Origin of the sequence: Sodalis sp. RH15 (genome assembly GCF_047324255.1) — a bacterium.
In the GTDB taxonomy this organism is placed as follows: Bacteria; Pseudomonadota; Gammaproteobacteria; order Enterobacterales; family Enterobacteriaceae; genus Acerihabitans; species Acerihabitans ligni.
The window spans coordinates 391,180-412,387 of sequence record NZ_CP178738.1 but is presented as its reverse complement, the minus strand read 5'-3'; the positions used below and the strand labels follow the sequence as shown (position 1 = coordinate 412,387).

The 21,208-nt window shown below is 52.8% G+C and carries 20 protein-coding genes; 10 read left to right on the top strand and 10 right to left on the bottom strand.

What is annotated here, in order from left to right:
* Nucleotides 1-247 precede the first annotated feature (247 nt).
* The 10 genes from ACL2XO_RS01875 to ACL2XO_RS01830 form a co-directional block, all read right to left on the bottom strand.
* Entirely contained in the window at nt 248-1,420 is a 1,173-nt protein-coding gene (locus ACL2XO_RS01875) for a sigma 54-interacting transcriptional regulator (RefSeq protein WP_132923988.1), read from the bottom strand.
* A 1-nt stretch (nt 1,421) separates the two neighbouring features.
* Nucleotides 1,422-3,041, bottom strand: coding sequence for a sigma 54-interacting transcriptional regulator (locus ACL2XO_RS01870; protein WP_413726232.1), 1,620 nt, complete (start codon nt 3,039-3,041; stop codon nt 1,422-1,424).
* 363 nt (nt 3,042-3,404) lie between these two features.
* Nucleotides 3,405-4,022, bottom strand: a complete 618-nt coding sequence (gene anfO, locus ACL2XO_RS01865; protein ID WP_413742076.1) for a Fe-only nitrogenase accessory protein AnfO — start codon at nt 4,020-4,022, stop codon at nt 3,405-3,407.
* Between the two features lie 12 nt (nt 4,023-4,034).
* On the bottom strand, nt 4,035-4,541 hold the full coding sequence (locus ACL2XO_RS01860; protein WP_243701486.1) for a pyridoxamine 5'-phosphate oxidase family protein: 507 nt from the start codon (nt 4,539-4,541) through the stop codon (nt 4,035-4,037).
* 15 nt (nt 4,542-4,556) lie between these two features.
* The gene (locus tag ACL2XO_RS01855; protein ID WP_413742075.1) at nt 4,557-4,973 is read right to left on the bottom strand and encodes a hypothetical protein; all 417 of its coding nucleotides are present in this window, start codon (nt 4,971-4,973) and stop codon (nt 4,557-4,559) included.
* Nucleotides 4,974-5,081: 108 nt separating this feature from the next.
* Complete coding sequence (gene anfK / locus ACL2XO_RS01850) at nt 5,082-6,470, bottom strand: Fe-only nitrogenase subunit beta (RefSeq protein WP_203524517.1); 1,389 nt, start codon at nt 6,468-6,470, stop codon at nt 5,082-5,084.
* A 15-nt stretch (nt 6,471-6,485) separates the two neighbouring features.
* Nucleotides 6,486-6,836: a Fe-only nitrogenase subunit delta gene (gene anfG, locus ACL2XO_RS01845; RefSeq protein WP_132923993.1), complete on the bottom strand. Its 351-nt coding sequence runs from the start codon at nt 6,834-6,836 to the stop codon at nt 6,486-6,488.
* Between the two features lie 10 nt (nt 6,837-6,846).
* Nucleotides 6,847-8,412 carry a nitrogenase iron-iron protein, alpha chain gene (gene anfD / locus ACL2XO_RS01840; protein ID WP_132923994.1) on the bottom strand — a complete coding sequence of 522 codons (1,566 nt, stop codon included), beginning with the start codon at nt 8,410-8,412 and terminating at the stop codon, nt 6,847-6,849.
* 81 nt (nt 8,413-8,493) lie between these two features.
* The gene (gene nifH, locus ACL2XO_RS01835) at nt 8,494-9,321 is read right to left on the bottom strand and encodes a nitrogenase iron protein (RefSeq protein WP_132927923.1); all 828 of its coding nucleotides are present in this window, start codon (nt 9,319-9,321) and stop codon (nt 8,494-8,496) included.
* A gap of 404 nt (nt 9,322-9,725) precedes the next feature.
* Nucleotides 9,726-10,154: a TOBE domain-containing protein gene (locus ACL2XO_RS01830; protein ID WP_132923995.1), complete on the bottom strand. Its 429-nt coding sequence runs from the start codon at nt 10,152-10,154 to the stop codon at nt 9,726-9,728.
* 305 nt (nt 10,155-10,459) lie between these two features.
* Here ACL2XO_RS01830 and ACL2XO_RS01825 point away from each other — a divergent pair, with 305 nt between their 5' ends.
* The 10 genes from ACL2XO_RS01825 (at nt 10,460) to ACL2XO_RS01780 (ending at nt 21,199) form a co-directional block, all read left to right on the top strand.
* Nucleotides 10,460-11,395: an extracellular solute-binding protein gene (locus ACL2XO_RS01825; protein ID WP_413726228.1), complete on the top strand. Its 936-nt coding sequence runs from the start codon at nt 10,460-10,462 to the stop codon at nt 11,393-11,395.
* 20 nt (nt 11,396-11,415) lie between these two features.
* Nucleotides 11,416-12,168, top strand: a complete 753-nt coding sequence (locus ACL2XO_RS01820; protein ID WP_413742074.1) for a molybdate ABC transporter permease subunit — start codon at nt 11,416-11,418, stop codon at nt 12,166-12,168.
* A 341-nt stretch (nt 12,169-12,509) separates the two neighbouring features.
* Nucleotides 12,510-13,661 carry an aminotransferase class I/II-fold pyridoxal phosphate-dependent enzyme gene (locus ACL2XO_RS01815; protein WP_413742073.1) on the top strand — a complete coding sequence of 384 codons (1,152 nt, stop codon included), beginning with the start codon at nt 12,510-12,512 and terminating at the stop codon, nt 13,659-13,661.
* A gap of 24 nt (nt 13,662-13,685) precedes the next feature.
* Complete coding sequence (locus ACL2XO_RS01810; protein ID WP_413742072.1) at nt 13,686-14,117, top strand: GNAT family N-acetyltransferase; 432 nt, start codon at nt 13,686-13,688, stop codon at nt 14,115-14,117.
* A 12-nt stretch (nt 14,118-14,129) separates the two neighbouring features.
* Entirely contained in the window at nt 14,130-14,717 is a 588-nt protein-coding gene (locus ACL2XO_RS01805) for a hypothetical protein (protein ID WP_413742071.1), read from the top strand.
* A gap of 102 nt (nt 14,718-14,819) precedes the next feature.
* Nucleotides 14,820-16,553, top strand: coding sequence for an amino acid adenylation domain-containing protein (locus ACL2XO_RS01800; protein WP_413742070.1), 1,734 nt, complete (start codon nt 14,820-14,822; stop codon nt 16,551-16,553).
* A gap of 377 nt (nt 16,554-16,930) precedes the next feature.
* Nucleotides 16,931-17,497 carry a spore coat U domain-containing protein gene (locus ACL2XO_RS01795; RefSeq protein WP_132924002.1) on the top strand — a complete coding sequence of 189 codons (567 nt, stop codon included), beginning with the start codon at nt 16,931-16,933 and terminating at the stop codon, nt 17,495-17,497.
* A gap of 27 nt (nt 17,498-17,524) precedes the next feature.
* Nucleotides 17,525-18,049 (top strand): spore coat U domain-containing protein, encoded by a 525-nt coding sequence (locus tag ACL2XO_RS01790; protein WP_413726223.1) that lies wholly within the window; start codon nt 17,525-17,527, stop codon nt 18,047-18,049.
* A gap of 20 nt (nt 18,050-18,069) precedes the next feature.
* Nucleotides 18,070-18,798 (top strand): molecular chaperone, encoded by a 729-nt coding sequence (locus ACL2XO_RS01785; RefSeq protein WP_413742069.1) that lies wholly within the window; start codon nt 18,070-18,072, stop codon nt 18,796-18,798.
* 4 nt (nt 18,799-18,802) lie between these two features.
* On the top strand, nt 18,803-21,199 hold the full coding sequence (locus ACL2XO_RS01780; RefSeq protein ID WP_413742068.1) for a fimbria/pilus outer membrane usher protein: 2,397 nt from the start codon (nt 18,803-18,805) through the stop codon (nt 21,197-21,199).
* Nucleotides 21,200-21,208: the final 9 nt, after the last annotated feature.

Sequence of the window (21,208 nt, the reverse complement as noted above, 5' to 3'; positions counted from 1 at the left end):
CGCCCTTTAACAGGCTCGTTGCACGAATGGTGATGGCGGGCCTCGCGGGCCGTGGGGAACTTGCAAACGTTCTCAGAGTTTATGAGGCGGGGCAGGATGCTAGGAGAGTAAACCGTCCGCGCCAGGACGGCGCGGATCGAGCCTCCAGGGATGGATTTACGGCGTGTTTACGATCTAGCATCCTGCTCCGACCGGGCACGGTTTAAAGTGCGGTACTCGCGGACAGGGTATTAGCCCGACGCAGTCGCTAGAATTTCTTGACTTCTATTTGCAGTTTTTTGAGGGCGTAATAGAGCTGGCGGGGTGTGATGTTAAGCAACCGGGCCGCTTTGGCTTTGACGCCGCCGCTTTTTTCCAGCGCGCTGATTAACCGGTTACGGGGGTCGTCCTCGTCCACTAAGGCGGCGTCGTGGGCCGGGGGGGATAGGGTGCCTTGGCCTGCGGGGGTTACGGGCCGCCAGGCCACCGCCGGTGCAAGAACGCCGTCGTTGCTTTCATGGGCCGGCGGTACCTCTTCCTGCCGGCTGATTTTCTGGTTCAGCCGCTGGCGAAAGCACCGTCCCGCCAGGCAGGGCAGTTGGCGGATTACATCGTCTGCGGCCAACAGGGCGGCATGTTCCAGGCAATTCTCCAGATCCCGGACATTACCGGGCCAGTGGCATACATACAGCGGCGCCAACGCCGCCTCGGTGATGGAGAGCCGCAGGCCGTTAACCCGGTTGTAGCGTTCAAAAAAATAGGCCGCCAGGGCGGGGATGTCTTCTTTCCTGTCCCGCAGCGGCGGCAGGTTAACGGTGGCGATATGGATCCGGTAATAGAGCTCCGGCAAAAATTCCCCCCGCACCATCATTGCTTCCAGGTTTTTTTCCGTGGCGCAGATAATCCGCACGTCGCTTGGCAAGGTTTCGGTGCTCCCCAAGGGCCGATAGAGCTGGTCCTGCAACATTCGCAGCAGCCTTTTTTGCAGCGCCAGGGAAAAATGGCCGATTTCGCTGATAAACAGCGTGCCGCCCGCCGCCAGGGAGATATCGCCGGGGTAGCGGGCGGCGCCGGGGGAATAGCCGGAATCGCAGCCGAACAGCTCCAGCAGGGTCTGTTCATTATTAAGGTAGTCGCAGCAGACTTTGATAAAAGGCCCTTCGCGGTTCGGCGACAGATTATGTATCGCCCGGGCAATGACGTCCTTGCCGGTGCCGGGCTCGCCGCGCAGCAGCACCGCCGTGCGGGTCGGCGCTATGCGCGCGAGGATCGCCATGATATTTTTCATGGCGGGGGAGCGGGCGATGATGTGGTCCACCTCGTGCCTGGAGTGGGGCTTGCGGGACCGGCCGTGGACCGGCCGGCCTGGGGCGGGATTGAATCGCGGGACGGATATCCGGTCCTGCTCGCCGGTTTTAACGAGATCGGTCTGTGTGCTCATTTTAACCTCCGCACCGGTAATCTTTATAATTGAGCCGGTACTTTGCCATGCGCAAACCGAGCATGCGCCGGGTCAGGCCCAATTGCGCCGCTGCCTTGGACATGTTCCCTTGATGGCGCGACAGGGACTCGACGATTATCTCGTATTCCATCAGGGATAACCGCGCTTCCAGGCCGGACTGGCCGCCGAGTTCACCCAGCACGGCGGGCTGCAGGCCGTTAGGCAGGTTATAGCTGTGGATCACGCCGCCCTCCGCCAGCAGTACCGCCCGCTCCATCAGGTTTTCCAATTCCCGCACATTGCCCGGCCAATCGTAGCTCAGCAGCAAATTCAGCGCCGGCGTGGCGATGGTGGGGACGTCCACCTGCTGCTCCTTGGCGAAATAGGCATTAAAATGCTCGGCGAGCAGCAGAATATCGTTACCCCGTTCCCGCAGCGGCGGGATGGTAATCGGAAACACGTTCAGTCGATAAAACAGATCTTCGCGGAAGGTGCCTTTTTCCACCATTTCGGTCAAATCGCAATGGGTGGCCGCCAGAATACGTACATTCACCTTGATGGATTCATTACTGCCGAGCCGTTCGAAACAGCGTTCCTGGATGACCCGCAACAGTTTCGCCTGTACCGCCGGAGAGAGCTCACCCACTTCGTCCAGGAACAGGGTGCCGCCATGGGCCTCTTCGAAGCGGCCGGCCCGGCGCGCCACCGCGCCGGTGAAGGCGCCTTTTTCATGGCCGAACAGCTCGCTTTCAATCACGCTTTCCGGCAGCGAGGCGCAGTTGAATTTGATAAAGGGCCCGTGGGCGCAGCTGCTGTTATAGTGAATGGCGCTGGCCACCCGCTCTTTACCCACGCCGCTTTCACCCAGAATCAGCACCGTGGTGCGGGCATGGCTGACCTTATCAATCATCATGTAAACAGACTGCATGGCTTTGGAATTGCCGATAATATTCGAGGGCTTGAACTTTTCCTTTAATTCGCTGTTCAGCCGGGCGCTTTGCGCCTGCAACACCTGTTTGTGGGCCCGCTCCAGCAGATGAAGCTCCACCGCCTGGGCGATGGTGGTGGCGATAATCCCCAGCACTTCGAGATCAAGGTGCAGCAGTTGCCGGTTATTGTATAAGCGCTCTACCCCGATGGTGCCCATGACTTTCATGCCGCGCATGATGGGCACGCAGATAAAGGAAAGACGGCTATCCAGGTTTCTATCCCAGCTGCCGGTACGATTGAGAAATAACGGCTCGTCGGCGATAACCGGCACGATAATCGGCTGTCTGGTTTCCACCACTTTGCCGGTAATGCCTTCGCCGGGGTAATAGACCCCTTTTTCGCTCTCTTCTCGGGACAGTCCGAAGCTTTCATGGATAAAAATCTGATCGCAGCTGGCGTCGTATAGGGAAATCATCGCGCGGGTGACCTGGAGGTGTTTTTGCATCAATTCCAGCACCAGCTTTAATGTCTTGGATAACGATCCCTCGCGGCTGACCACTTTGCTCACTTCCGACAGCAAGGGCAGCAGTTCGGAACGGCACTCACCCAAGTGGCAGGAAAAGGACAATGACTCCGTCAATAAAGAGTGGGTGGCGACGTGATTTGTCAGTGGGTTAACGACGTGATTCATGACCCTCTCCTCAGCGGTGTCTGCCGGAAAATAGCTGGCTTGAGCAGAGGATATTGCAAGACGGACGCCAAAAGTCGCTATGTAATAAAATATATAACGATATGATTTGGCATCATATTGCCGCCGGGGCCATTACGCCGTTGGCTGTATTTTGTACCATAAACGACAATCCTTCGGCGGCATTGTACGTTTTAGCACGGTGGGTGGACCATCCTTGATTGAAAGCAGCCGGTCAGGGCCGCCGACTTCCTTCAAGCGCGGATCATTGCCTGATACATGCTGACCGGGACCCGGTCATCAAGCAGCGCGACGGAGGGAATACCGTTTGGCCTGAACTAAAAGCAGCGTGGCGAAGCGTTGCCCTCAGGGACGGCTGATCACGGCATAACAACGGCCGTCCGGCTTTTTCTCCGCCGCCAGGGTCAATGCCAGCGCCGGTAATTCCCTGTCGAACCATTTGGGCAAATGATCGCAAACGATCTCAAGCCGGGTAAAATCCGACCGGCGCAAAAAAGGCTGCAAAACCTGTTTGGAGGTTAATGCGCTATCGCTCTTCAAGGCGTCGATAAGGTTGAGCCGATATTCCCCCGCCGCGTCGCCGGGTTTGATAAACGTGGCGGCTGTCGCCCCCTGCGCGGTCTGCTCCTGACGGGCTTTGTCCAGGGCGATATGCTGTATCCGCGGTAAAAAACCCACCGGGTCCCCCGCCAGCTTCCACATTACAATGCCCATACCGTCAAAATAGGACAGCATCGCGCCGTTAATGGCGCGGGCGACAAAATGACGGCAGCCGTCCAGGTCGGCGAGCATTGCCAGGATATGGGCACGGATTTCCGCCAGTCCCATCTCTTCCCTCAGGCCAAAGGGGATTTCCCGCACCGGTTGCCAGCCTGACTGCAAGGATTCGTACACCCGAATCGTACCTTGCTGATACAAAGACGCCGTTTTACCTTCGGTATCGACAAATACCGCTATTTTCATTTTGTCCTCCGGTTAAAAACCGTGTTTTTTACCTTTTATGGACACCACATCAATGCGCAATACCAGGGTGGAACGCAGATTGGCCTGGGGAAAGCTCCAGGCTTTATCGCTGAACCGGGCGACGATGCGGTTCAGGGCGGCGATTTTTTCCTGTTCATCCTCAATAAATACCGCGTTACCCAAGCCAATCACCGTGCGATGTTTGGCCTCGAAATTACAAATAACCTCGTCTTCCACCACCCCTTGCTCGATGGAAACGGCAAAACAGATAGCGTTGTTTCTTTTCAGGATATCTATCTTGCTGCCGGAGCGGGCCGAGTGGAAATATAAGGACATCCCGTCCCAGGCGTAAAACACCGGCACCATAAAAGGAATGTTGTTATCCGCCAGGGAGATATACATCACTTTGGCGGCATTCAAGATTTCATTGATCTCCGCCGCATCGGTTATCTCCCTATCATCCCGACGCATTTCGCCATGAGGGTGCCCATGGGGCGCAACGCCTGTCATCCACTGCATAATGTCCTCGTTTAATTAATAAGGAAGCTTATTCACCGCTAGGGCGTCCAGCATCGCCGACAGCGCCAGGCAAATTTCGACGATCCCGGCGGCGTCCGCCTCGGTGGGAGTGCCGTGGTGATAGTTATCCAGGGAACAGATACCGAATATTTCATCCAGCGCCCGGATTTTCCGGCTTAATTCCGGCGGGAAGTTAACGACCTCTTCCGCGGTATCCATCAGGCTGGAATAGTTATGATTAAACGCCATGCTGCCGTAATAGGCGCATAAGGCAATGAGATAGCATTCAACGGCAATGGACCCCACGTTGAAAATCAGCCCCGGCGATTGCGCCTGTTCGGCAAACAGTACCGCGCGGCGGTGATAGCCACGGGCATCGGCGGAAAGGCGGGTAAACTTTTTCTGTTCGGTTTCGAAAATCAATTTGGACATCGGGTTTATCCTCGGAAGGCGTGACCGGACCGCGATTCGCCTTCCGGTAAGAAGCCAATGGACGCAGCGCCCCGGGTGCCGCCGGACAGCGGCATCACGGGGGGCGCCTTACCAAACGTTCAGCAGCCATTCCTTGTTTTTCTTGTATTCCATATCGGTAAACAGCGCGTTGGCGATTTGCTCCGCCAGCCAGATGGCGCCGGCATAGCCTACCACCGGATGACGGTAGGATCCGGCCCGATCGTAGGTAGGGAAACCCACCCGCACCATGGGGATCTGGTTGTCGATGGCGGTGAAACGTCCTTTGGAATGTCCGAGGATAAGATCCAGTTTCAGGCCGTCTTGCGTGATGCGCTTTTCCAGATCCCAGAGATCCGCATTGGTCACTATTTCCATATCGAAATCGACCTTTTCCTGCAGTGCCGTGACGCGGGGATCGGTGTCGTAATGGGCGTTATCGTCCCCAAGCAGGACCAATACCGGCTTCATTTCCAGATCCAGGCAGAACTCCGCCAGGCCTATCACCAAATCCGGATTACCGTAAATCGCGACGCGCTTATCCGCCAGGAACATATGCACCAGATCCGTCAGCGCGTCGATGGCGATGCCGCGTTCCCGTACCAGCGATTCCGGGATCGGTTTGCCGGTAAGCTTTTTCAGGTTCTGCAAAAAGGTATCCGTATTGCGGATGCCGATGGGCGTGGGCCCGATAATGGTCGGGATATCGAATTTTTCCGCCAGCCAATCGGCGGCCTTGCGTCCTTCGTAACGATTGAGGGCGATGGTTCCCAGCGCGTTGGCGGTTCCACGTAAATCCTCAATGGTGGTATTGCCGTGGGAAACGGTATTTCCGCTGGGCATGACCGGCGAATCGAAATCTTCGATTTCAAACAGCACGGTGGCGTCGATCTGCATTTCCGCCAGCAGATGTTTCAGCGCCGTGACATCCCCTGGGTTTACCCAGCCGGTCACCACGTTCAGCTTGCCGTTGGGTTCGGTTTTCTTGGCGAAGTATTTCACAAAATCCCGCACCGCCACATCGTAGCCGCTCACCATGCTGCCGACGAAACTCGGCGTATGGATCGGAATCAGGTAAACCTCACGTCCGGGGAATTTTTCCTGCAATAACTCCTCGTTCAGCTTTCTCACCACCCCGTCCACGTCATCGCCGATCACCTCAGTGGAGCAGGTGGTGATGATGGGGATGACCTTCACATGGGGATAACGCATCAGCAGGACATCTACGGCCTGCTCAACGCGATCCAGGGCGCCGAATACCGCGCCGTCCTCATGCACCGAAGAGGAGGCGATTTCGAAACTCTCCTTCAAATGCTGGGAAATCAGCAGGCGCACAAACATCACGCACCCCTGGCCGCCGTGGACGATACCGATACAATCCTTGATACCGATGCTGACATACTGCGCTCCCGCCGGTTGACAGGTGAATATCGGGTTGATCACACCGGCACGGTCTTTGGCTTTTAATTCACACGACATGATATTGCCCTCTATCTAATAGCGCTGATCGGTGAGTTCTTTATTCAACGATCCGGTAATCGTCAGGTAGTTCAAACGCTCATGCAGTGCCGCGATGAGCTGCTTGATCTCCGCCGTTGACATGGCGGCCAGCCAGGAAAAATGGCTCTTATAGGCATCCACCAGCACCACGGCATCCGCCCAGTAGCACCGTGCGGCCGGGGTACTCAAATCCACCGGTTCGTCGCACAGCAACTGTTCGGCGATGGATAAAATGCCCTCGTTCTGCTTTTCCCGATCCCAGGCGCGGGAATGGAACTGCCACAGGCAATTTTTCATGATGTAATCCACCAGCTGTTCAATCTGGTTGTCGAGCGGACTTGCCATGGTGTCCTCCTTATTCCTCGGTATTCACAGTCTGTCTGGCGAAAGCGGGATAAACACGTTCACGTAATTTCGTCACGCTGTCGAACCCGCCGGTATATTGACGCAAAGTGGTGGATGAACTGACCTCTTCGCTCACCATGGAGCTGGAGAGCATCTTCTGGGTCACAAAGCCATTGTCGGTGGGGATCTCGTCTTTGCTGATATCCAGCAGGGCGAGCTGATGGATCGGCGAATAAATGGCGTTGTAGATATCCCGGGCAAACCGCACCCAGCCTTCATAACCTTTATAAGGCCCGTTGTGGTACGCATGGGCGTTGAGGTAAGGCACCCGGATTTTCTTGGCCACTTCACCAGGCCGCTTGCCGGTAAAAATCACATCCGGCTTGAGCTGGTACATGGCTTCCAGGGTTTCCAGTTCGTTGGGATCGTCAATGGCCATCGCGCCGGATTCACAGCGGGCGATACCCTTTTCCATATCCCCTTGGTGGCCGAATTTGGTATACACCGACACCACTTCCACGCCCATCTCTTCATGGATAACGTGCGCCCAGTGCCACAGCTTGGAGCCGCCGGGCCATAAGCAGACTTTTTTGCCTTTCAAGCGGGCCAGATACCAGTCAAGTTCCGGTTTCCAGCGTGCGGTTTCTTCATCGATAATGGCCTGGGCGCGATCTTCGATGCCGAAAAACAGCCCGATCTTACGCAGGGAATCCGACAGCGGTCCAAAACCGAAACCGTCGATATCCAAACGCGGGATGCCATAACGTACCCGTAATTCGTTGCAGATATATTCCGCCGAGCGGGCGCACTCCAGCACATTCAGATGCGCGCCCTGCATGGAGCGCAAATCGTCATAGGAACCGTTGCCGGTAAAGGTGGACAGCACCTGGATACCCATGCGCTTGAAATAGTCCACCATCACTTCCTGATCGCCCTGGATGTTGTATTCACCCACATAGTTGATCACATGATCGCTGGTAATCTTCGGTTCCACCGTGCCGACTTTTTGGTTGATCCAGGCGATATTGATTTTGTGATGCCCGCCGGACTGGCTTGGGCCGGCGAAACCCGGCGAGTTGCAGACAAAAATATCCACATCCGGCATTTCATCCATCACTTCCTGGGCCACCGCGGCGATGTCGTCGCCGATCAGCGCCGAGGCGCAGGTTTGGTAAATGGTCATGCGCTTAATCGTGGGCTGTGCCTTGAACGCTTCCAGGATGTTCTGCTTGAGCACCTTTTCCGCGCCGAACACGATATGTTTTTCTTTCATATCGGTGGCAAAGGTATATTTAAGCTGGAAATTATCGTTATCGCTGATGTAGCGTTTGGTCTGCCAGGTATCGTAAGTACAGCCCACCGGCCCGTGACTGATATGGATAACATCCTTCATCGGGGTGCCAATCACATGCTTGGCACCGCAATAGGCGCAGCCGCGTTCAGACAGTGTTCCCGGAATGGTATTCAGATAGCCCAACGGGAGCACCGACGATAAATCTTCTTCAGCTCCTTTAACGACAGCATGCAGCTTCCGCTCAGGAATACATTTGCTAACGTCAAACTCATGATGTGGCATAATTCAATCCCCGACTTCATCGGTAATACACTAAGCGGCCAGCATGACTCCGGCCCTTAACTTTTTAGGGCAAGGCCGGAATCAATCCGCCAAGCCATATTTAACCACCATGGCTTCCAAGGCATCCATCGACAAGGGCTTAGGAATAACCAGGTTTTTATTTTCAATAATCTTACGACCAAGCTCACTGTATTCATGGGCCTGGTTAGATTCAGGATCATATTCAGTCACGGTCTTTTTATTGAACTCGGCTTTTTGCACGATATTGTCACGGGGCACAAAATGAATCATTTGCGTACCAATGGCCGCGGTGAACTCTTCAACGAATTCTTTTTCACCATCTACCTTACGGCTGTTACAAATAATCCCGCCGAGGCGAACGCCGCTCTGCTTGGCATATTTAACCAAACCTTTACAGATATTATTCGCGGCGTAAATTGCCATCATTTCTCCGGAAGCAACGATATAGACTTCTTGGGCTTTACCTTCGCGGATGGGCATGGCGAAACCGCCGCAAACCACATCGCCCAATACATCGAAGAAAATGAAATCAAGATCTTCGGAATAGGCTTTGTTGTTTTCCATCAGGTCGATAGCGGTGATGACGCCGCGTCCCGCGCAGCCTACGCCCGGCTCCGGGCCGCCTGACTCAACGCAGCTGATGCCGAATACGCCGGTTTTCACCACCATATCATTAGTGATTTTTTCCGCCCCTTGATCCCGCAATACATCCATCAATGTTTCCTGATGCATGCCGCCGAGAATAAGCCGGGTTGAGTCGGCTTTCGGATCACAACCATGGATAAAAATCTTTTGGTGATGGAAGTGGGCTAATGCGGCCGCGGTATTTTGCGTGGTGGTTGATTTACCGATGCCACCCTTACCATAAATTGCCAGTTTGCGAGTCACAATGAATAACTCCTCTGATGAATAAAAACTGCTGATAATATTGCTTGCCATAGACATAGAGCAAACCCCATGCCAATAACCCGCCATGGGGTTTTAAATCAGGGTTAAATTGCCGTTTAATTTTATCTGAGAGACTTTAGCGCCTGTATTAACAGGGTTTATTCCTTATTGTTATTCTTGCCAGGATGACGGCCGCTAAACGCAAAACTGTGAACTCGATAGGGGATTTTCGCTCATTAGTACATTCAGGTACTTTTTTTCAAAGAAAAGTTCTCTGATGTTTATTTAATTAAAAACCTCATTTCCGGACAAAATACATTCGGGTATATATATTCCTCACAATGTACATTTATGTATAGATGCAGCGAAGAGGGCCACTATACCCTCTCCTCTTATGGCCGCCCTCAGGCGCGGGTGGCGATAACGATACTGGAGGCCTTAACCAACGCGGTTACCGCATCCCCTTCCTTAAGCTTCAACCCGTTGACGCTTTCGTTGGTGATCACCGAGACCAGTGACATGGTGGCATCGATCTCCACCGTCACTTCACTGTTGACCGCGCCTTTGACCACCGCCTTCACGTTACCGGCGAATTGATTGCGCGCCGAAAAACGCAGACCGGTATCGGCGGCGGTCAGGATCACCCAGGGCGCTTTGATAAAAGCGATGGCTTCTCCGCCCCGCTTGAGATCGAGGTATTGCACGCTGCTATGGGTAATGGTGGCAATCAACGCCTTGCCGTTAGGCAGGGTAATCTCAATTTCATCATTAACCGCGCCGGCTGTGATGGCGGATACGGTTCCCGTAAGCTGATTTCTGGCTGATGTAATCATTTGGTACCCCTATCAGATTAAAGAAAGTTCACGGCACTTCGCTGTGGTCGGTTCATCCTGGGACGGCAATTAAATAAACTTCGCGTCAATGCGCGCGGCTCTTCCTGGCGGCTCTTATATTCCCCACTTTAGGAAAAAACAGGCAATATAAAGGTAAGAGTCCCTTTTACAGCGGCAGGCAGCGTAAATCATATCCTCTCATATAATCCTAAAGCGTCATTAATAATTTGACAGTTTTTTTAGCTTGCATTTTGACTTAAGCAGCCGATATTGTTATGTAATTTTTTATATAACGGTAACCCAAAATGATAAAGAAAAAATATTTGCCGGCCATGATACTGTGCGCGCTGGGAGCTATATCCAGCCTGTCGGTCCAGGCGGCGCAAGATATACGAGTGACTTATGCCGGTTCAATGGGCGTGGTGATGGATAAATATCTCGGCCCGACCTTTGCCAAAAATGAGCATGCCGCTTATCAAGGCCAGGGGCAGGGCGCCTATGGCATGGCGCACCTGCTGGAATCGAAGAAAGTCGTGGCGGACGTCTTTGTTTCCATCACTCCCGGACCCATGGATATCCTCAAGCAGGCTGGTCTGGTTGATGAAGCCGTGCCGGTTGCCAGTACCAGCATGGTGATTACCTATAATCCCAAAAGCACCTTCGCCCCCGCCTTTGAAGCCATTAAAAACGCCAAACCGGGCGCCGCGCCCTGGTGGAAAGTCCTGGAATCCCCGGGGTTGAAGTTCGGCCGCACGGATCCCATCAATGACCCGCAGGGACAAAATATTATTTTCACCATGCTGCTGGCGGAAAAATATTATCAACAGCCCGGCTTAACCCACAAGGTATTGGGCGATGTGCAAAATCCGCAACAGGTGTTCGCCGAAGGCGGATTACTGACCCGAATGGAAGCCGGGCAGGTGGACGCGGCTTCAGGTTATGAAAGCGCGACCATTTCGTCAAAGCTGCCCTACATCACCTTGCCCGATGAAATCAATCTCAGCAACCCCGCCATGACCAAGGACTGGTATAGCAAAGTAAGCTTCAAGGTGACTGATTCCAAGGGGCAGGAAAAAACCCTGCAAACCCAGCCGCTGGTGTTTTATGCCGCGGTATTGAAAAACGCCCCCGATGCCGCCCTGGGCCGTAAATTTATCGCTTTTCTGCAAAGCCCCGCCGGCCAGGCGGAGCTTAAGAAAAACGGTTACGGCCAGCCTAAGGGCGGGGTGCTTTATCAATAAGCGCGCAACGGCCTAAGCGGGTGTCCCGCTGGCTGGCGGCGCCGGCATTGCTGTTGCTGGCGCTGCCCTTTATCACGCTCATCGGCGTCACGCCCTGGCACGGGTTCCATCTCGCCTATGGCGATTGGAATTCCGTCGCCACGTCGCTGGGATTAAGCTGCATTTCCATTCCCTGTATTGTCCTGTTGGGCACGCCGCTGTCGCTTTGGCTGGCGCGCACCACATCATTTATGCGTCACTGGGTGGAAATCATGGTGTTGATACCTCTGCTGACGCCGCCCCTGGCATTGGGAATATTGCTGATATCGGTTTACGGCCCCTACGGCGCGGTGGGGGGTATCATCGCCCGTCTGGGCCTCTCGCTGACCAACAATGCCGGCGCTTTTGTGCTGGCGCAGATCTATGGCGCGCTGCCCTATTATGTCATGTCGGCCCGAGTGGCTTTTGAAGGCGTGCCGCCGACGGTGGAAGAAGCGGCGAAAGTCCTCGGCGCGCCGCCGTGGCAGATCCTGATACGCTTAACGTTGCCCCTGGCCCGCCAGGGATTGGCCACCGGCCTGGCCATCGCCTGGGTCAGGGTGGTGGGTGAATTCGGTATTGTGCTGGTGTTCTCTTATTTCCCGCAGGGCATTCCGGTAAAGCTCTATATCAATTTGCAAAACGACGGTATCGATGCGGTATATTCATTACTGTGGCTGTTGCTGGTCGTGACGCTGCCGTTCCCGCTCTGGTGCCTGGCCAGTTCCCGCCGCAGGCTCAAACAGCCACATTAAAACCTTACCATTTATAATACCATCGATGATGTCTATATCATTAGTGAAACATTAACACTTGAATTTTATATTTTCATTTGAAGAAAAATAGAAAATCATACTCCCATAACTATAAATTTTTATTAAACGGAAGCATCATATTATTAAAATATAAAAAATTTGATTTTTATCCCCTCATTCGATAAAAATAATCAATCAAGGGAATCGTTAATTGAAATATCGTTGAATCGTGGTTAGGGCGTTAATATATGTATGAACTATTAAATAAGATGAGTGATAATATCAAATCAGGCAGCAGAAAAGATTTGTTCAAATTATTAAATGAAAGCTCCCAGTATGATGTGACTATTTCAAAATCTCGAAACCGGGTTTTTATTGACAAAAACGGCAAGGAAATCATTGATTTTGCTTCAGGCAACTATCTCGGCTTCGACAAAAGGCAAGAAGAACTGCTGCCATCGGCCATACAGGCGGTAAAAGACTACGGCCTGCACACCGGCAGAGCAAGACTGACGGGGCATTACGGACTATGCCTGGAGCTTGAAGCGCGTTTAGCCCGCTTTATCCGGGCCGAAGATGCATTGATAGTCACCAACACTTTTCTCGGTAGCATAGGCATTATTCCGGCGCTTCTGGAGGAAAATGATCTGGTGATCATGGACAAAGCCGCCCATGCCATCATGTTCCACGGTGCGCAGCTGGCAAGGGATAAAGGCGCAATATTAAAAAGCTATCCCCACGACGACCTGGACCAACTCGAAACGCTGTTGAAATCCCATCAGCATGCCCGGCATAAGTTGATTTGCCTGGATGGCGTCTACAGCATCACCGGTAATTATGTTCGCTTGGCGGAAATACAGGCAATTGCCCATAAATATAATGCAATATTATTCGTTGATGACGCCCATGGCTTCGGTATGCTGGGCAATACCGATAAAAGCCAGAATCCTTATGGCGATGGCTCGGGTATCGTTAATTACCTCGATCTTTCCTATGATAATATACTTTACATCGCCGGCACCGCCAAAAATATGGGTTGCGCCATGGCGTTTGCCGGCGTATCGAAAAAATTGAAAAACACCCTGCTCGCGTTCTCAAAGCCATTGGACTATTCTCAGCAACCCATTCCCTTTGCCTTCGGTTTGCTTAATGCCGGTCTGGATCTGCTGGCGCAGGAAGGCGACGTTCTGAAAATAAAAATACACGGCATGGTGCAAGAATTATTGGCCGGATTGGCCCAGCTTGGGTTTGAGACTTTTTGCCAAAATGGTTTCCCCATTGTATCGGTCAAAATACCCAACACCGAAATGCTGACTACCTTTTCAAAAATACTTTATTCGGACTATGGTCTCTTTGTGACTTCATGCCCTTACCCCACCATGCCGAAAGGCAGTGAATGTATCCGTATGACCATCACCGCCATGAATGAGCCTTGGCAATTGAAAAAAATTATTCAGGCATTTTCGGATTACAAAAAAGAAATACTTCTCTAATACACATCAGGCTTAAAATACATAATGGCAATAATATATACTGATGAAATTATCACGGCCACAGAATACAATGAATTAAGAAATAGCGTTGGCTGGTCTGTGCCAACTAACCAATGCGCTGAACAAGCTCTTGCGCATTCGTTATATATCTGCTCCGCCTATCAGGGCCAACAAATTGTAGGTAGCGGGCGTGTGGTGGGTGATGGTTCCCTGATCTTTTGCATAATGGATCTCATGGTCCAGCCTGATTTCCAGCATCGTTACGGTATAGGTGTACGTATTCTGCACAATATATTCCATTATCTAAAAGTACATGCCTGTCCTGAGGCTGATATATTGGGTATGGCCGCATTAGGGCGCGAGCGCTTTTATGGAAAAATGGGTTTTATCATAAGGCCCACAGATTCATTGGGGGCCGGTATGGTTATGCCCTACGCCGAATTACTGAAATATTGATTAGATGATAAAATGAAATTTATTCATAATACCTATAAAAAAATGCTGGATGAAAACAGTTTGAACATAGCAAAGGATTTTTTGGATACCGAAAAAGAATTTCTAAGTTGCAAACTCAATCTCTTCAAGCACTACAAACAGGCGGTGGTAGTCGGCTGCGGCGATTACAACTACTATGAATTAATAAAGGCCACAAACCTAAGTTACTTAGGCATAGACCCTTTAGCCACCAGAGTTGAATGTCCCCAACTGATCAAAACCACCTTTGAGGAGTACCTCACCCAAAGGGACGGCGATGAAAATAAAATATTTATATTTTGGTTTAATGTCATAAGCCATTTAAATATGGATTTAATAGAGAAATCCCAAGGAATACGAAAAGGCGATCTGATAATTAATTCAACATGGCGTACAAAAAATACATCGAGGAATTTGCTCGAACAATATTACTCAAGTATTTTACCACATCATCAAAAAAATATTTTTAACGCCGATGTTATATTATCAAGGAAAAGGTCGATCAAAGGAATGTTACGATCAGATAGCGGCTTTATCACTCAAACAAAAAATAATAATTTATTCGAAGTGGCAATAATTTAGCTGATATTCAGACAGTATTCAGCCTCGGCTGTATGCCGCGTTAGCGGTAAATTATCAAAACTGACCCTAAATAATATAAGATGCAGGAAGACGGCGAGGTTCATGAATGAACATAGCAACGAAGCCAACGCGCACGGAGCTTTATGTATGACGGGTATAGCAAAAGGAATCAGTATGACGACTCTGTTACATGATGGATTTCACCGATCCGTTGATCAATACGCTAACGCAACGGCCATTGTTGATGAATATCAAAACCGGACGAGCTATCGGCAGCTAAATAGGAAAGCCAATTTAATTAGTTTAATAATAAATGAAATTAGTAATTCTTGTGTTAAAAATAATAATTTTGTCGGCATACTATCCCATGTAAATGTTAATGGGATCGCCAGTATTCTCGGTATTCTCAAAGCTAAAAAAACCTATGTGCCGATAGATCCCTATTACCCTGCACAATTACTCATCAGCGTCATAGCGAATTTGAGCCTTGATATCCTGCTCATCGACCGTCCCTTGTTTGATCAATTTCAACGACAATTCCTCCATTGCAATTTAAAATATGCGATAGTTATCGAAACCGATGCCTTCCCCTGCCTCTTTACCTTCAAAGATGGAGTAATGGTTGATTTGCCGGTGGAAGCAATGACAGCTTATGCCTGTTTTAAATCTATCGGGCTTACGCAGACGATGAAGCCAGGAGAGCTGATGGAATCGCTTGATACAACAGACACCTTAAGTCAAGTTTCGGATGATCTGGCGTATATCCTTCATACATCAGGGTCAACCGGCACACCAAAAGGCATTATGTTAAGCCATAGGAATGCGATGACCTTTGTGGATTGGATGCAAAAAGAATTCAGGCTCACCCATAACGACCGGATTATCTCACGGGCGCCGCTTAAATTCGATTTATCGGTATTTGATATTTTCAATACCTTGAGTGTGGGTGCGACATTGATTTGTTACGATTGGAATAAACGGCGTGACATTAGCATTAAACACCGGGATTATGTCGCCCTTCTGGAAAATGAAAAAGCCACCATGCTTTATACCACGCCGTCAACCCTATTGACATTAATGGAAAAAGGGCAGTTTTTAAAAAACAAAAACCATCTACATACCATCATGTATGCCGGCGAGCCCTTCCCGGTGGCTAAGCTTGAAAAGCTGAAAGGACTTGCGCCTTATATTGCCATCGCCAATATCTATGGTCCGACTGAAACCAACATTATCACCTATCACTGGGTACAGGATGAAGATCTGCTGCGTGATAGCATTCCGTTGGGAAAAGTCGTTGATGATACAGAGATTATCGTGGTCAATGATGACGCAAACAAAATTTGTGATGTTAACGAAATCGGCGAATTATGGTGCAGGGGAGGAACCGTAACCCATGGTTATATCAATCAGCCCGAGTTAACGGCGCGGCATCATATTCTCAGCCCGTTCCATCCCTATCCTGTTAGATATTGGAGGACAGGCGATTATGGTTATCTGGATGATGATGGCAAACTGCATTATAAAGGCAGAAGAGACCATATGTATAAAATCAATGGCTACCGAATTGAAATTGGCGGTATAGAGGCTGCGGTTGCCAGCTTGGAGGAAATTCATGAATTATGCATTACAATTTCCAAATCAAGCGATAAAAGCAATATAATATGCCATTATTCTTTAGTGGAAAATGCCCGTTTAGAAGAGAGTAGTGCCCTGATTCGTCTGCGAGACCTGATTCCTTCCTATATGCTGCCGAATCTCTTCCTCGAATACAAAGAATTGCCTAAAACCTCATCCGGCAAAGTTGATCGGACGTTGCTGAATCAATTTAGTACATAGACATCCTATAAATACGCCATTGCGGGGCTAAACGGGAAAATTGAACCTTGCCTTGCCAAAGCGCCGGCTGCGTTCAAAATCTGTCCTGGCGCAAGGCCGCATCATGCGGCCTTGCCTGCCGCTTTACCGCCCAACGGAAAGAAATCTTCCCGGCGCCAATTCTCTATGGTGAGACATGCCGATCCCCCGTGCTGACGGAAACCTGCCCGGATTTTTATTTATTGAAATTTTATACTAATAATTTAATCGTCTATATTCTATAAATCCATAACACGAAGATTCTTTACTGTCATATAATTAGCTAAGTCTCATTAACCCATTAACCTATTTTCAGCATCAGGCGAAGAGCGCGTTCATTATTTTGAAAAGGAAATAAGATGAATATAAAGCTTTTAGCCATGGGTTGCGCCCTGGGAATCTGGCTTGTCATTCCGGTCCGGGCGGTCACCACCAACGGTACGATAAACGCAACCCTGACCCTCACCAACGGGTGTTTGATAAACGGTAATCCCGCCTCCAGCAATGCCAATTTCGGCACGCTGGATTTCGGCGTTTCTCCCGCGACATTTGATACCCTGAATGCCACCCTGACCGGCGCCACCGGCAACGGTATTCGTATCCGCTGCAGTAACGGCGCCACCTATACGGTACAAATTACCGGCAGCAATTCCGCCCCCGGCACGGTTTACGGCGCCCAAAGCACCAGCCCGCGCTATATGGTATTGAACAACGACACCACCCAGGGCATTGCCTATACCCTGTATAACGACGCGGCGTACAACAATCCCATCACCAACAATGCCAACCTCATCCCCTCCGGCACGTCCGATCCCATTAACGGCACCATATTCCCGGTGTATGGAAGAATTACCCAGGGCGGCAATAATACCGCCATCCCGGCGGGCACCTATACCGATGTCATTAACGTACAAGTAGTTTATTAATCGCGGTCAGCACACCAGATGCCGGTCATGGAAAAGCGGTTTCATCCCGCCTTGCTTCTTCCCCTGTGCGCCGCCCTGCTTGCGCCGTATGCCGGGCCGGCGCGGGCATTGCCCAGCCAATCCTTCCAGGTATCGGCTTCCGTGGTGGCCGGTTGCCAGATCGAGGGCGGCGGCGGGGTATGGGGTGCCTTGGATTTCGGCACGTACTCGGCCCTCGATATCCGGCCGGTGGGTACAGCTTTCCTGCAAAACTCCGCCCTAACCATCGCCTGTACGCCGGGTACGACATTGAGCATCAGCATCGACGGCGGCCGCCATTATACCGCCACCCGCAACCTCATGCGGCTAAACGGCAATGACCGGGTGGCTTACCGGCTCTACTCCAGCGCCGGCTTTACTCCCGGCAGCGAAATCCCGGTTAATCAGTCTATGACTGTCGATTTTGCCAATGCCGCTAATATCACGTTACCGATTTACGGCCAACTGCAACTGGACGGCACCCACCAGGGGGGGACTTATACCGATATCTTGTCGGTTGTACTGTCCTGGTGATTTTTCAAAGGGAACTGCGGATGAAAATCTTGCCAGCCGGCGGATGGATGCCGGCTTTTGCGTTATGCCTCTTGTGGGCGGTCCGGGCCGGGGCCGGCCATTCAGTACTTATCTGGCCGGTGGATCCGGTCATCACCGAAAATAGCCAAGGCGCCGAACTTTGGGTGCAGAACCGCGGCGACGCCACGACCCTGCTGCAGGTAAGGGTCTACGCCTGGCGCCAGACGGCGGGCCGGGAACAGTATGCGACCCAGCAAGATATCCAGCCCCTGCCCACCATGATCCGGCTCGAATCAGGGCAAAAACGGCTGATAAGGCTGATAAAGCGCCTGCCGCCCCCCGCGAACCGGGAACGGGCCTACCGGGTGCTGCTGGATGAGATTCCGACCCCTTACGGCCATCCGGATGAAAAATCCCATGCGCTTAATTTCCAGATGCGTTACTCCATTCCCCTGTTTGCCTATGGCCGGCAAAGTTCTCCTGATAGCGGGATGCCGATACTGAGCTGGCGGATGGTCATGGAGTCAGGCAATCCCTACCTGGAAATTACCAACGGCGGCCCCGTACATGCCCGGCTTAGCAAAACACGCCTGGGTAATGACACCCTTACCGACGGGCTGCTGGGCTATGTGCTGGCTGGCTCCAGCCTTCGCTGGCCGCTGAAAAACAAGGTCTCCCCGCAGGCGTGGCTGGAAACCAGCCTGGATAACCGCAATACCGTCTGGCGCAGTATGGCCGACGTCCATTGATTTTATGGACCGGCCCCCTCGCCCTGCTCTGCGCCGTTTCTCTTTGGCCCTTACCGGCTATTGCGGCTTGCTCGCGCCCCTGGCCGGCGGCGCGGAAACCTTCGATACCCTCCCGCCGCCGCCGGCGTTGGCTCCGGGCCAGACGCGCCAGCGCCATATGCTGGAACTGGTGGTCAACGATTTCGACAGCGGAAGGATTGTGCCGGTGGCGTTCGACAACGGACATTATCTGCTGCGTTCGGCGGATTTGGCCCAGGCCGGGCTGCCCACCGATCAGCTGGCGGCGGTGGAAACCGACGTCACCGCCATGGCGCAGGTGAACGTCATTTATGACCGGCAACGGCGGCTATTGAAATTAACCGTGCCGCCGGAATGGCTGCCGCAGCAAACCTTTACCGGCGCGCCGGGAAGCCCGCGACATGAAGGGCTGACCAGCACCGGCGCCCTGCTCAATTATGATATCTACGGCAGCCGCATCAATCGCGGCGCCACGCGCGTTGCCGTCTGGAATGAATGGCGCGCTTTCGGCCGGTTCGGGCATTTTTCCACCGATGGCGTAATTGAACAGCCGTTATCCGGTACGGGCAGCGCCGCCAAGGGTTATATCCGTTATGACACCTACTGGGCCGATCAGGAAGAGGATAGCGCCTTAAGCTGGAAAGCCGGGGATGTCATCACCAATGCCCTGTCATGGAGCGGCAGCGTGCGTATCGGCGGGATACAAATCGCCAGGGACTTTGCGCTGCGCCCGGACCTCGTGACTTACCCTTTGCCCTCGTTTGCCGGACGGGCGGCGGTTCCCGCCACGGTTGATCTGTTCGTCGACGGCTATCGGGCCGGCAGCAACGAGGTACGGCCCGGTCCGTACGCCTTCAATAACCTGCCTTTCATTAACGGGGCGGGGGAAGCGGTGGTGGTGGCCACCGACGCCTTGGGCCGCCGGGTCACCACCACGCAGCCCTTTTATATTTCCAGCAGTCTATTAAAGCCGGGCCTGCCGGACTATTCCCTTGCCGCCGGCGCGCTGCGCCGGGCTTACGGATTGCGCAACGCCGACTACGCTATCCCGGTGGCCAGCGGATCCTACCGGCAGGGTATTAACGATGGATGGACGCTGGAAAGCCATGCGGAAGGGGCGCAATCCCTGGCGTTGGCGGGCGCGGGCAGTCTGTATAAGCTGGGTCGGTGGGGAGTGGCGAACGGCGCGGTCACCCACAGCAGAACGTACGGCGACCATGGCGGCCAATATGACTGGGGTTATGACTACAACAATCGCTACTTCAGCTTGGGTATGCGGCATACGGTGCGCAGCGGCCGTTTCGGCAATCTGACGATACTGGACAGCGGAGCGCACCATATGTCCGATGCCCTTTGGACCCTCAATCGCCGCAGCGGGCAATATTATGCCAGCCTGTCGCTGGAGCCCTACGGCAGCGTCGGCGCGACCTATATCGATATCCGCACCGCGGCGGGAGAAACTATCCGCCTGTGGAATGCTTCCTGGAGCAGATCCCTGTGGCGTGAATCCAGCCTGTTTATCACCGCCACATACGACCCCGGGCAGCGTGACTGCTCCGGCGCCGTCTCGCTGGTGATCCCCTTCGGCGGGCGGGCCAGCGCCAGCGCCGGCCTGGAGCGCGATCGCCCCGGCGGCACGGCCCAGCGCGTATCGGTAACCCACGCCATGCCCAGCGACGGCGGTTTTAGCTGGGATCTGTCCTATGCCCGCCGGCAGCGTGAGAGCGATTATCGTCAGGCCACTCTTAACTGGCGCAATGCTCACCTCAAAACCTCGGCGGGATTGTACGGCTATGGTGGCAGCGGCACCCTTTGGGGCGATATGAACGGCGCATTGGTATTGATGGACGGCCATTTGCTGGCGGCGGATCAATTAAGCAATGCCTTTGCCCTGGTGAAAACCGATTATCCCGATATTCCGGTGCGTTATGAAAATCAATTGGTGGGAAGCACCGACGAACAGGGTTATCTGCTGGTGCCGGGAATCAGCGCCTATTATCCGGCGAAATACGATATCGATACCCGGGCGCTGCCCCTCGACCTGTCGGTGGAAAACGTTGAGCAGCGGGTGGCGGTGCGCCGCAGAAGCGGCTATTTGCTGCATTTTCCCATTGAACCGCTGCGCGCCGCCGCGATCGTTCTCCACGACCAACAGGGCCAGCCTCTGCCGGCCGGCAGCCGAATATTGCGCGATGGTCAGTCCATAGAGTACGTGGGCTGGGACGGAACCGCCTGGGTGGATAATCTCGGCGCTGAGAATAGCCTGCGGGCCGTCACGCCGGACGGTCGCCGTTGTACCGCGTTTCTGGCCTTGCCCGGCGGCAAACCCCGGCCATTGCAAACCTACGGGCCGCTGACCTGCCCCCTTTCCCCTTTGCCCTGAGGAATCCCC

Bases quoted from the DNA above. Each gene is read 5' to 3' on its own strand.
- ACL2XO_RS01875 (WP_132923988.1), bottom strand. From the start codon at position 1,420: ATGAGCACACAGACCGATCTCGTTAAAACCGGCGAGCAGGACCGGATA.
- ACL2XO_RS01870 (WP_413726232.1), bottom strand. From the start codon at position 3,041: ATGAATCACGTCGTTAACCCACTGACAAATCACGTCGCCACCCACTCT.
- anfO (WP_413742076.1), bottom strand. From the start codon at position 4,022: ATGAAAATAGCGGTATTTGTCGATACCGAAGGTAAAACGGCGTCTTTG.
- ACL2XO_RS01860 (WP_243701486.1), bottom strand. From the start codon at position 4,541: ATGCAGTGGATGACAGGCGTTGCGCCCCATGGGCACCCTCATGGCGAA.
- ACL2XO_RS01855 (WP_413742075.1), bottom strand. From the start codon at position 4,973: ATGTCCAAATTGATTTTCGAAACCGAACAGAAAAAGTTTACCCGCCTT.
- anfK (WP_203524517.1), bottom strand. From the start codon at position 6,470: ATGTCGTGTGAATTAAAAGCCAAAGACCGTGCCGGTGTGATCAACCCG.
- anfG (WP_132923993.1), bottom strand. From the start codon at position 6,836: ATGGCAAGTCCGCTCGACAACCAGATTGAACAGCTGGTGGATTACATC.
- anfD (WP_132923994.1), bottom strand. From the start codon at position 8,412: ATGCCACATCATGAGTTTGACGTTAGCAAATGTATTCCTGAGCGGAAG.
- ACL2XO_RS01830 (WP_132923995.1), bottom strand. From the start codon at position 10,154: ATGATTACATCAGCCAGAAATCAGCTTACGGGAACCGTATCCGCCATC.
- ACL2XO_RS01825 (WP_413726228.1), top strand. From the start codon at position 10,460: ATGATAAAGAAAAAATATTTGCCGGCCATGATACTGTGCGCGCTGGGA.
- ACL2XO_RS01810 (WP_413742072.1), top strand. From the start codon at position 13,686: ATGGCAATAATATATACTGATGAAATTATCACGGCCACAGAATACAAT.
- ACL2XO_RS01805 (WP_413742071.1), top strand. From the start codon at position 14,130: ATGAAATTTATTCATAATACCTATAAAAAAATGCTGGATGAAAACAGT.
- ACL2XO_RS01800 (WP_413742070.1), top strand. From the start codon at position 14,820: ATGAATGAACATAGCAACGAAGCCAACGCGCACGGAGCTTTATGTATG.
- ACL2XO_RS01795 (WP_132924002.1), top strand. From the start codon at position 16,931: ATGAATATAAAGCTTTTAGCCATGGGTTGCGCCCTGGGAATCTGGCTT.
- ACL2XO_RS01790 (WP_413726223.1), top strand. From the start codon at position 17,525: ATGGAAAAGCGGTTTCATCCCGCCTTGCTTCTTCCCCTGTGCGCCGCC.
- ACL2XO_RS01785 (WP_413742069.1), top strand. From the start codon at position 18,070: ATGAAAATCTTGCCAGCCGGCGGATGGATGCCGGCTTTTGCGTTATGC.
- ACL2XO_RS01780 (WP_413742068.1), top strand. From the start codon at position 18,803: ATGGACCGGCCCCCTCGCCCTGCTCTGCGCCGTTTCTCTTTGGCCCTT.